The 11,528-nt window shown below is 48.9% G+C and carries 11 protein-coding genes; 9 read left to right on the top strand and 2 right to left on the bottom strand.

From position 1 onward, the window contains the following. Window positions 1–219 precede the first annotated feature (219 nt). Window positions 220–1,455 carry a FliC/FljB family flagellin gene (locus tag J5224_RS21975; protein WP_264627381.1) on the bottom strand — a complete coding sequence of 412 codons (1,236 nt, stop codon included), beginning with the start codon at window positions 1,453–1,455 and terminating at the stop codon, window positions 220–222. 270 nt (window positions 1,456–1,725) lie between these two features. Between J5224_RS21975 and fliD the strand changes: the two genes are divergently transcribed. The 3 genes from fliD to fliT are packed head-to-tail and all read left to right on the top strand — an operon-like array spanning window position 1,726 to window position 3,943. Continuing rightward, the gene (fliD, locus tag J5224_RS21970) at window positions 1,726–3,150 is read left to right on the top strand and encodes a flagellar filament capping protein FliD (RefSeq protein WP_264627379.1); all 1,425 of its coding nucleotides are present in this window, start codon (window positions 1,726–1,728) and stop codon (window positions 3,148–3,150) included. A 14-nt stretch (window positions 3,151–3,164) separates the two neighbouring features. Further along, window positions 3,165–3,572, top strand: a complete 408-nt coding sequence (gene fliS, locus J5224_RS21965) for a flagellar export chaperone FliS (RefSeq protein WP_264627378.1) — start codon at window positions 3,165–3,167, stop codon at window positions 3,570–3,572. 2 nt (window positions 3,573–3,574) lie between these two features. Then, complete coding sequence (gene fliT / locus J5224_RS21960; protein WP_264627377.1) at window positions 3,575–3,943, top strand: flagella biosynthesis regulatory protein FliT; 369 nt, start codon at window positions 3,575–3,577, stop codon at window positions 3,941–3,943. Window positions 3,944–4,247: 304 nt separating this feature from the next. Here fliT and fliE read toward each other — a convergent pair whose 3' ends face one another. Further along, window positions 4,248–4,562, bottom strand: a complete 315-nt coding sequence (fliE, locus tag J5224_RS21955) for a flagellar hook-basal body complex protein FliE (RefSeq protein WP_264627376.1) — start codon at window positions 4,560–4,562, stop codon at window positions 4,248–4,250. A gap of 340 nt (window positions 4,563–4,902) precedes the next feature. Between fliE and fliF the strand changes: the two genes are divergently transcribed. From fliF to J5224_RS21925, 6 genes are read left to right on the top strand one after another with little or no spacing between them, the layout of a single operon-like run. Further along, complete coding sequence (gene fliF / locus J5224_RS21950) at window positions 4,903–6,621, top strand: flagellar basal-body MS-ring/collar protein FliF (RefSeq protein WP_264627375.1); 1,719 nt, start codon at window positions 4,903–4,905, stop codon at window positions 6,619–6,621. Continuing rightward, window positions 6,618–7,610 (top strand): flagellar motor switch protein FliG, encoded by a 993-nt coding sequence (fliG, locus tag J5224_RS21945; RefSeq protein ID WP_264627374.1) that lies wholly within the window; start codon window positions 6,618–6,620, stop codon window positions 7,608–7,610. The genes fliF and fliG overlap by 4 nt, the downstream gene beginning before the upstream one ends. After that, window positions 7,603–8,316, top strand: coding sequence for a flagellar assembly protein FliH (gene fliH / locus J5224_RS21940; RefSeq protein WP_264627373.1), 714 nt, complete (start codon window positions 7,603–7,605; stop codon window positions 8,314–8,316). The genes fliG and fliH overlap by 8 nt, the downstream gene beginning before the upstream one ends. Further along, window positions 8,316–9,686 (top strand): flagellar protein export ATPase FliI, encoded by a 1,371-nt coding sequence (fliI, locus tag J5224_RS21935; protein WP_264627380.1) that lies wholly within the window; start codon window positions 8,316–8,318, stop codon window positions 9,684–9,686. The genes fliH and fliI overlap by 1 nt, the downstream gene beginning before the upstream one ends. Before the next feature lie 8 nt (window positions 9,687–9,694). Then, the gene (gene fliJ, locus J5224_RS21930; RefSeq protein ID WP_264627372.1) at window positions 9,695–10,141 is read left to right on the top strand and encodes a flagellar export protein FliJ; all 447 of its coding nucleotides are present in this window, start codon (window positions 9,695–9,697) and stop codon (window positions 10,139–10,141) included. Beyond that, window positions 10,138–11,484 (top strand): flagellar hook-length control protein FliK, encoded by a 1,347-nt coding sequence (locus J5224_RS21925; protein WP_264627371.1) that lies wholly within the window; start codon window positions 10,138–10,140, stop codon window positions 11,482–11,484. Before fliJ ends, J5224_RS21925 begins: the two co-directional genes overlap by 4 nt. Window positions 11,485–11,528 lie beyond the last annotated feature (44 nt).

Raw genomic sequence — 11,528 nt, 5'->3', positions numbered from 1 at the left:
TATGCGTTTGCGTAGAGTGTCCAATGCTGCGAATAGGGGTGTAAAAGGGGGGCTATTTGGGGTATGTGATGGCGATAAAGGCTAAATCCATTCGATGTAAAATCTACGCTTAAGTAAAAAACCCTCGGAATGGATACCGAGGGTTTTTTTTACGAACATCATTGACTTTTGATCGTAGACATTCGTAACCAGAATTTACGCAGTAAATTAATCAAACGATTAACGCAGCAGAGACAGCACAGTCTGCGGAACCTGGTTAGCCTGGGCCAACACAGAAGTACCCGCCTGTTGCAGGATCTGGTTTTTGCTCATGTTAGACACTTCAGTTGCGATGTCTGCATCTTGAATACGGCTACGAGCTGAGGTCAGGTTATTGACCGTGTTGTTCAAGTTAGTCACAGTGGATTCAAAACGGTTCTGAATCGCACCCAGATCGCTACGTAAGGAGTCAACCTGAGATAAGGCTTTATCTAAAGCAGCCAAAGGACTAGCAGTAGGCGATGCCGTAAATTCAGCAGTCGTCCCGACAGTAATCGGCGTTGAAGTACCGTCCGTCAGGGATCCTGCATATTTCTTCCCACCAAACTCGACGTAACCTGCGCCACCAGCACCGACTTTCACCAGTTGTCCAGTGACCGTACCCGTCAAATCACCATCAACGACAGTAAGATCATTCGCAATAGCAGTAACAGCCCCAGGAGTTGTAGCATCTACCGCATACACATCATTACCATATTTAACGGCATAATTGGCGGTAGGAGCACCATTTGCATCAAGAACATTATGTAATGATAAATCGCTAGCACTGACTGTCTTACCCGTAGCAGTAGAAATACTTGTTGCTACAGCGCTCAAATTAACAGTAGTAGGAGCCCCTGAGCCATCCCCCATTTCTGTAACCGCTTTGCTCAGGTTCGGTTTACCTGCCGAAACAGAGAACCCATCCAGTCCCAAGGTTTTACTATTGATTTCTTGAAGGTTGATAGTAATAGTTTCGCTATCGTTAGCGCCAACCTGGATTTTTAACCCTTGATCGCTAGCCAGTACTTTCACACCGTTGAACTGTGTTTGCGAAGAAACACGATCAATTTCATCCAGACGCTGTTGAATTTCAGCCTGAACAGAATCCAGGTCAACATCCTGGTTAGAACCATTCGCTGCCTGTACAGACAATTCACGAATACGCTGCAGGTTGTTGTTGATTTCGTTCAACGCACCTTCAGTGGTTTGCGCAACAGAGATACCGTCGTTAGCGTTACGTGCCGCCTGAGTCAGGCCTTTAATGTTTGCGGTGAAGCGGTTGGCGATAGCTTGGCCAGCAGCATCATCTTTCGCGCTGTTGATACGAAAGCCAGAAGACAGACGCTCAATAGCCGTCCCCAGAGCAGACTGAGATTTGTTCAGGTTGTTTTGAGCTACCAGCGACAAGCTGTTAGTGTTGATAACTGCCATAATTATATTCCTTATTATTGCAATTCAAGTCGGTTTTGGGTCGGTTTAGAGTTCGGGCCTTTGCCCACGGCTTTATCACCGTCATACCCTGTATCGGCGTGCTAGAAAAAAGCTTTAATTTTTTTAAGAAGTTTTTTCCTATCAAGACAGGGCAACATTGTTCAACATACGTGTAAGCGCACTAAGTCCCCTTTCTCTTCATTAATGCTAAACTTTTTTTTATAATGGCCGATATGCACTACATGGCGTTTGACATCCATAAAAGGAATCATCATGGCTAGTATCAGTTTTACAGGCTCCACCAGTGGCTTTACCGATATCTTGACCCAGTTGACTACATTTGAACAGTCACGTATCACACCGGTTACCAACCAACAGAAAGTGTATAACAATCGTGATACTGCTTTTGATACGTTGAAAACTGCACTTGCTAAGCTAGACTCAGCTAATGAAGCCTTAACAAAGGCAGATAAAATCAATAAAACCGCCATCAGTGGTGAAAATAAGGCCTTCACAGCTACGTCTTCTAGCAGTGCCGTCGCAGGTACCTACAGCGTTGAAGTGCAGAATCTAGCTACTGCCCACTCTCTCATATCATCTAAAGAAACCAGCAACAAAACGGCTCTGGGTGATAATGCTGAAACTCGAACCTTGATCATTAAGCAAGATGGTCAAGACAAGCCGCTGGAAATCAAGTTAACAAAAGAGCAAACCTCTTTAGAAGGCATCCGTGATGCCATTAACAAAGCGAATGGTGATGTGGGTGCCAGCATCATTAAAGCTGATGACAATAGTTTTTATTTGACCATTACGTCAAAGAGCACAGGTTCTAATTCACAAATGACAATCAGTGTCAGTGGTGATGAAACGCTTAATCAAAAACTCTCTTATTCAGCTGGCAGTTCTACAAATAGCATGAAGCAACAGACGGCTGCTGAAAATGCCATTATTAAACTAAATAGTATTGAAGTAGTTCGCCAAAGTAACACGATCAATGACGCGATTGAGGGTGTTACTTTAAATTTGAAATCAGAAAGCGCCGTTGATACACCAGAGACATTAACACTTACTAGCGATACGGCTCCGATGAAGAAAGCCGTGCAAGAATGGGTCGATGCCTACAATGCGCTGCAAACAACCATTGGCAACTTGACAAAATTTACTGCTACGGATCCTAATTCTGATACCCCAGATCCGAGTAACGGAGTCCTACTGGGTAACGGTACAGTACGCGGTATCCAAACTAATTTAAAAATGCAAATTTCTAGTGCACAAAGTGGAATGAGTATCAGTACATTAAATGAAATGGGGATTAAACAGAATCCTGTTAGTGGAAAACTAGAAGTTGATAGCGATAAATTACAAAAATCATTACAAGAAAAAAATGGTCCTGTAACCGAATTTTTCGTTGGTGATGGTAAAACAACGGGGTTTGCCACGCAGATCAATACGTATTTAGATTCCGTGCTAAAAGAAACATCCGGAGATGATAAAGGCACGATTCAAATCGCTAAAGAAGGTATTGCAGCAACGCTAAAAACATTGAAGAAAACAGAAGAGCGTACCAAACAGAGTATTGAAGATAATATAACCCGTTATAAAACCCAATTTACACAGTTAGATAAGCTGGTATCTCAAATGAATAGCACCAGTAGTTATTTAACTACTCAGCTGGCTGCACTTAATAAAAGCTCATAAAGAGGATAATACTAATGTATAGCAGAACTGGCAGCCAAGCCTATGCTCAAGTAGGTTTGGAAAGTGCGGTAATGAGCGCCAGTCCGCATCAACTCATCGTCCTGCTGTTTAATGGTGCTCGTAGTGCTATGGTACGAGCACGCATACTATTGCAACAGGGAGATATCCAAGGTAAAGGTATGGCTTTATCTAAAGCCATTGACATCATTACCAATGGGTTGAAAACTGGATTAGATATGGAAAAAGGTGGTGAGTTAGCAGAAAATCTGTCTGCTCTGTATGACTATATGACGCAACGATTAATGATTGCTAATCTACACAATGATGTAAATGCAATAGAGGAAGTCGAAGTTCTTTTGCAAAATATAGCTGACGCATGGTGTCAAATTGAGCCTAATCGTCAGTCTGATCAGAGAAAATAATCATGAGCAATCTCCATCAGCTTCTAAAAGATTATCAAAAACTTCAGATGCTTAGCCGAAAAATGCTTGGCTTAGCATCCAATAAGCAATGGGAAGAGTTAGTTGAGCAGGAGATTGCTTATATTCAAGAGGTAACAAATTTAAGTAAAACACCAATTCCTGACAACCTTGATAGTGTAATGCAATTGCTCTTTCGGAAAGTACTTGGTGAGATCATTGAAAACGAGTCACAGGTTAAAGCTCTGTTACTTTCACGTATGGACGAGCTTAGTTCGTTGATGAAAAACACTGTCGCACAAAAAAGTGTCAATGAGACGTATGGTTCCTTTGCAGGAAATAATTTTTTACCTGGAGATGTGGAGAGCCGATAGTCACACCGTCGATTATGTCTCATTTACTGTGAGATATAATAAGACGAAGAATAAGTCGTTGCCAACAAGTAGGATTTATTTGAGTGTGTTGAACATAAAAGCTACCCACCAAATGAAATCATGAATAGAGTAACTTCATCACCAGTACTGATGGAATAAGTTACTACAGCGATGTCAACTCATACCTATGTCTCACGTAAATAACTCGCTCTTATCCTTTGAGAAAAAAGCGAGTTACAAATCTATCAACGCCAAATAATGACGAAAAGACATTTTTATCGCGCGAATGCGAAATTTAGAGATATCACACCGACATATTCATTACTTCCTGGTAAGCCGCAACCAGTTTATTACGCACCTGGATGCCCATTTGCATATTGATTGAAGATTTCTGCAAATCCACCATCACATCATTCAAAGCGACGCCCGGCGTACCCAAGGTAAATTTTTGCGCTTGCTCACGCGCAGCTTGCTGCGTACCACTGATGTTATCCAATGCGGATTTGAGTTCGCTGGCAAAACCGGGCTCGATAGTCGGTTTCACGATAGCGGAATTTCCAGCCTGTAACGCGGTGGCCTGCAATTGCTGCACAACGCTCTCAATACCTTGAACTGACATTATCGCCTACCTTTTTCTAACGGCACCACGACGACATGTGCGCTCAAGACGCTACACCCGCGTATGACACCGTAAATGATCACGCGATGGATCGCCTTCCCCATCGCACAAAAATCACCCGATTAACACAGTGCACTAAGCTACCATATCAGCTTTATCCTAAAAGGCGTAAAAGACGGGGAAAATGCCACCTTATCGGAGCATCGTTTTTACCGTTACGGAAAATAATACTATGCCGACAAAAGTAGGTGCATGTCTTATCGATTGCGCAATCAGGGAGTGCTGTTTTGTTACGTACCAACGTTAAATTTATCGCTCAACAACCAAGCAGAGAACGAGTATGAACGCCACAACCGGTTTTGCGTCCGGTGGGAAAGGGTTTGGCGAGATACTTAACCGCTTGCGCGCTAATCCTAAAATACCCCTGCTCATTGCTGCGGCAGCTGCGGTTGCCATCGTCGTTGCCATGGTGTTATGGGCCAAAGGGCCTGATTACCGTGTGCTTTACAATAACGTCAACGATCGCGATGGTGGAGCCATTGTCAGTGAACTGACAAAGATGAATATTCCCTACCGCTTTGCTGAAGGCGGCAATGCGATACTGATCCCTGCGACAAACGTGTACGAAACCCGTTTACGCTTGGCGCAGTTAGGCTTGCCCAAAGGTGGCGCGGTGGGTTTTGAACTGCTGGATCAGGAAAAATTTGGTATCAGCCAGTTCAGCGAGCAGATTAATTATCAGCGCGCGCTGGAAGGTGAATTGTCACGCACGATTGAAACCCTCGGACCAGTGCAAACTGCCCGAGTGCATCTGGCCATTCCAAAACCTTCACTGTTTGTACGAGAGCAAAAAGCGCCCTCAGCTTCCGTTACCCTGAATTTACAACCGGGTCGAGCCTTGGACGAAGGACAAATCAACTCCATCGTCTACATGATTTCCAGCAGCGTATCCGGTTTACCCGCAGATAACGTTACTGTCGTTGATCAGATGGGCCGCCTGCTGACCTCTGCGGGTGCCGCAGGACGTGATGTCAATGCGACCCAATTGAAATACGTGACCGAAATCGAATCCATGTATCAGCGGCGCATCGAGGCCATTATTGCCCCGATCGTCGGTGGTGGTAACGTACATGCGCAAGTCACCGCACAGATCGATTTTTCAGCACGTGAACAGACAGACGAGCAGTATCAACCCAACTCCGCGCCTAATCAGGCTGCCATTCGCTCACAGCAAACCAGTCAGAGCGAGCAACGCGGTGGTCCCAACGTCGGTGGCGTGCCGGGAGCCCTCTCTAACCAGCCAGCTCCGGCACCAACGGCACCGATTGCGACACCGGCAAACAACGCGGCAAATGCCAATAACACCAACCAGAACCCGAATCAAAATGCCAATCAGCAAAATACAGCGACTGGCACACAAGGGAACACGGTGGTGCAAACGTCAAACTCACGTAATGATGCAACCACAAACTACGAGATTGACAAGACGATTCTGCATACCAAACACAGCACTGGCGGAGTTAAGCGCCTCTCCGTTGCCGTGATTGTCAACTATCTGCCGCCCGGTGAAGATGGCAAACCGATCCCATTATCGGAAGACCAGATCAAGCAAATTGACACCGTTGCCCGCGAAGCCATGGGTTTTTCAACGGACCGTGGTGATTCATTAAATGTGGTCAACACGCCGTTCATGTCCACTAACGATACGGCCAGCGAACTGCCCTTCTGGCAGAAACAAGCCTTCTTTGAGTTGATGGTGGAAGTCGGCCGTTGGCTGCTGGTACTGCTGGTGGCGTTTATCCTGTGGCGTAAGCTAGTCAGACCGCAAATCAAGAAACGGGAAGAACAGCAGGCCGCGGCTCAAGCCGCCTCGCAAATGCGTAATGCTGCCACCAAGGATGTTGTGGTCAACTTGAGCAAAGACGAAGAAGAAATGCAACGTCGCTCACAACAACGTATCAACACTGAGTTGCAAAGCCAGCGTATCCGCGAACTGGCAGAAAACGATCCGCGCGTCGTCGCCCTGGTGATTCGCCAATGGATGAGTACTGAACTATGAGTATGACAGGCACAGAAAAGAGCGCCATCTTGTTGATGACCGTGGGCGAAGATCGCGCCGCAGAGGTATTTACCCACCTCTCAACGCGTGAAGTGCAACATTTGAGTACGGCGATGGCGAATCTGCGCCAGGTCTCACCGCAACAGTTAGCGGAAGTGCTCAAAGAGTTCGAAATGGAAGCAGACCAATACGCCGCGCTGAGCGTCAATGCCGGTGATTATCTGCGTTCGGTGCTGGTAAAAGCGCTGGGCGAAGAGCGTGCATCCAGCCTGTTGGAAGATATTCTCGAAAGCCGCGAAACGACCGGCGGCATCGAAACCCTCAACTTTATGGAACCGCAAACTGCTGCGGATATTATCCGCGACGAGCACCCACAGATCATCGCGACTATCCTGGTGCATTTAAAACGGGCACAGGCTGCGGATATTCTTGCACTGTTCGATGAACGGTTACGTAATGATGTCATGCTGCGTATTGCTACCTTCGGAGGCGTGCAACCTTCGGCCTTGGCAGAACTGACCGATGTATTGAATGGCTTGCTGGATGGTCAGAACGTAAAACGCAGCAAAATGGGTGGTGTTCGTACTGCGGCCGAGATTATCAACCTGATGAAGAGTCAGCAGGAAGAGGCCGTTATCGATGCGGTGCGCGAGTTCGATGGCGAACTGGCGCAAAAAATCATCGACGAAATGTTCCTGTTCGAAAACCTTATCGATGTGGACGATCGCAGTATCCAGCGTCTGTTGCAGGAAGTGGAGTCGGAATCGCTGCTGTTGGCATTGAAAGGCTCCGACGAGCCATTGCGCGAGAAATTCCTGCGCAATATGTCGCAGCGTGCAGCAGAAATTCTGCGCGACGACCTCTCGACACGCGGCCCGGTTCGCATGTCTCAAGTGGAAAACGAGCAGAAAGCCATCCTGCTTATTGTGCGTCGTCTGGCCGACAGTGGCGAGATGATCATCGGTGGCGGCGAGGATTCATATGTCTGATGCCGCTGACAACATGGCCTGGAAGCCCTGGAAGCTAAAAGACCTGGCATCACCGTTTGATGTCGAACCTGAACCGGAAATTGACGCCGTCGAACCGGAAGAGGCGGCACCAGAGCAGGTGAACCAATTCCGCTCGTTTGAAGCGGAACTGGAAAACATGCGTGAGCAGACCATGCGGCAGGCGCGTGAAGCCGGTTTTGCTGAAGGACGCCAACAAGGCTATGACGCAGGGTATCAGGAAGGACTAACCGCCGGTACGCAGCAAGGTGCGCAAGATGCCTTGCTGCAACAGCAGCCGATGATTGAACACATGCAGCAGTTGGTGAGTTCGTTCCAGCAGACACTGGATGCCATGGACAGTGCTATTCCAGCGCGCTTGACGCAATTAGCCTTGACTGTTGCGAAACAGATTATTGGTCAGGCACCGCTGTGCGATGCCACTGCGTTGCAGCATCAGATTCAACAGTTGATCCAGCAAGAGCCGCTGTTCAGTGGGAAAGCGCAATTACGGGTCAACCCCAGCGATCTCGAACGCATAGAGGCAGCACTTGGGCCAACGCTGGAACAGCACGGCTGGCGGTTGTTAGCCGACAGCCAACTGCATCCCGGCGGATGCAAAGTGAGCGCAGAGGAAGGCGATCTCGATGCCAGCCTTGCCACACGCTGGCATGAACTATGCCGATTGGCCGCACCGGGAGAGTTATGATGACCCATCACCTCGCACGTTGGTTTGCCGAATTGGACGCTTTTGAAAAGCGCATCCAAGAGACACCGTCCGTGCGTCGTTACGGGCGTTTAAAGCGTGCTACTGGGCTCGTGCTGGAAACGACCGGGCTGCAAATGCCCTTGGGTGCTACCTGCCTGATTGAACGCCACATGGGTACCAAAACGGATGAAGTTGAGTGTGAGGTGGTCGGTTTTAACGGGCAAAGCCTGTTCCTGATGCCACTGGAAGAGATGGAAGGCATCACGCCAGGTGCACGAGTCTATGCCCGGGTGGCAACGCAGGGTGTGGCGCAAGGGAAGCAATTGCCTTTAGGGCCGGAGCTTCTCGGTCGCGTTCTTGATGGCAGCGCCAAACCGCTTGATGGTTTACCGCCCCCGGAAACTGGCTATCGCGCCCCACTGATGACGGCGCCCTTCAACCCACTACAACGTACACCGATCGAAGATGTACTGGATGTGGGGGTGCGCGCCATCAACGCACTGTTAACTGTGGGCCGTGGCCAACGTATGGGCTTATTTGCCGGTTCTGGTGTGGGTAAAAGCGTGCTGCTGGGTATGATGGCACGCTATACCAAAGCAGACGTGATTGTCGTTGGGTTGATCGGCGAACGCGGTCGTGAAGTGAAAGATTTTATAGAAAACATTTTGGGTGACGAAGGGCGAGCGCGTTCAGTGGTCATTGCCGCGCCGGCGGACGTCTCTCCCCTGCTGCGTATGCAGGGAGCCGCTTATGCAACACGTATTGCTGAAGATTTTCGCGATCGCGGTCAGCATGTATTGCTGATCATGGATTCGCTGACGCGTTATGCCATGGCACAGCGTGAAATTGCGTTGGCCATCGGCGAGCCACCGGCCACCAAAGGCTACCCACCGTCGGTATTTGCCAAGCTCCCTGCGCTGGTTGAACGCGCGGGCAATGGCATTCACGGTGGCGGCTCGATTACCGCGTTCTATACCGTACTGACCGAGGGTGATGACCAGCAGGACCCGATTGCAGACTCCGCGCGTGCGATCCTGGATGGCCATATTGTCCTGTCGCGCCAGTTGGCCGAATCCGGTCACTATCCGGCCATCGATATTGAAGCGTCAATCAGCCGTGCCATGACCGCACTCATTGATGAAAAGCACTACGCCTCGGTAAGGTGGTTTAAGCAGCTACTCTCCAGTTACCAACGTAACCGGGACTTGATAAACGTAGGCGCTTATGCTCCGGGTAGCGATCCAACGCTCGATCAGGCCATTCGCCTCTATCCGCAGCTTCAGAATTTTTTGCAGCAGGGTATGTTTGAACGCAGTGGTTATGAAGCCTCTTGTCAGGCTTTAAACGTCATTTTTCCCCGTAGCGAGTAGGAGGACAGATGAAAACGCAGTCACCGCTGGTTACACTACGTGAATTGGCCCAAAAAGAGGTCGAAAAAGCAGCGACCCAATTAGGGCAAGTGCGTAAAGCCTATCAACAAGCTGAACAACAACTGAATATGCTGTTAAACTATCAGGAAGATTATCGCGGCAAGTTACAAGTAACGATGTCTGAGGGCATGGCCAACACCAGTTGGCAGAATTTCCAGCAGTTTATTCAAACGCTGGACGTTGCTATTGATCAGCATCAGAAACAACTGCAACACTGGAATTCACGCTTGGATCTGGCGATGAAAACCTGGCAGGAAAAACAAAAGCGTCTTAATGCGTTCGAGACGCTACAAGAAAGAGAAGATAGCAGGCAACTCGCGCACGAGAACCGCCTCGATCAAAAACGGATGGATGAATTTGCCCAACGGGCCTCTCTGAGGAAAACAGATTTATGATGCTGCCAATCGTTACCACAACAGCAAGCACTGGCGTCAGTGACACCGCAGGCTCGGCTTCGGGGTTGCTTGCAACGGATCAGTTACCTCAGGATTTCGTTCAACTGTTATCGCTGCACCTGCCGAAAAAAGCGGCCACGGCCGCCGTGCCAACTGACAATACGTCGGCGCTGAGCGGAAAAGACAGTAAGCAAAAGCTGTTGGATGCGTTGTCAGCACAAGATATTGATCTCAGCCAGCGGGATCTGAATACGCTGCTTAAAGCCGTTAATGGGCAAGATAATCTGGATGACAAAACGTTGTCGGAACTGGTGACGTCATTACGCAAGTCTTTTGTTCAAGATAAAGAGGCTACTCTTGAGAAGGGTAGCGATGAGGTTTCGTCAACCGATACCCAAGCGGTACAAGCGCTGATGGCGATGTTATCTCCAGTGACAACACCTACAGCAGCGCCAGTAAGCAGCGAGATGTCGTCTTTGCTTCAGGCAGCACAATCGCTGTCATTGCCGGGCCTGAATCAGGCAGTGCAGCAGAACACCAATGACAGCGCAACCGCATCAACAACAGCCTCTTTATTTAGCTCGCTCGCCCCTCAGGATACGGTAACCAGCGGAAGTGATACGCTGACGACAGCACTCTCCACTGAGAAGAACAGCCGCGCGACGTCGAACGAGCAGTCACGCGCTCAGGCGCAGGTTGATGACAGCAGCACCATGCAGGATAAATCGGCAGTGGTGGCCCACACCATCGCCGATGCGACCAAACAGGATAGCACTGGCAACCAAGTGCCGTTGACCGCACACACGGCACCAGTGAGTCTGGCGCAGAATGCGCAGACGTCGATAACCAACAACATTGCGCAACCCAGCGCCAGTGCGCAGTTAAATGCGCAACTAGGCACAACCCAGTGGCAGGATTCTCTCGGTCAGCAAATCATCATGCTCAGCCGTAACGGGCAGCAAAACGTACAGCTGCGATTGCACCCTGAAGAGCTGGGCACGTTGCATATCTCGCTGCGACTGGATGATAATCAGGCACAAATTCATTTAGCATCGGCAAACAGCCAGGTACGTAGTGCACTAGAGGCTGCGTTGCCTCATCTACGTACGGCAATGGCAGAAAGCGGTATCAATCTGGGCCAAAGCAGCGTAGCAAGTGACAATAGCGGTTGGCAACAAGCTCAGCAGCACATGGCGGGCAATAACAACGATACTGGTGATAACAACGCCTCTTATCGGCAGCAATTTGCGTCCTCAGCGCCCTATGGCGATGAAGTCAACGAGATTGATATGTCAAGCGCAGTCCGCGCAAGACCAGTGAGCGGTGTCGATATTTTTGCATAAACATCAGGTAAACGAACAAGTTAGCGCGATTTTTCTGGTTTATT

Source organism: Candidatus Symbiopectobacterium sp. NZEC135 (assembly GCF_025962695.1).
Note: the sequence above shows the minus strand (reverse complement) of the source record. Positions and strands in the feature narration are given on the sequence as shown.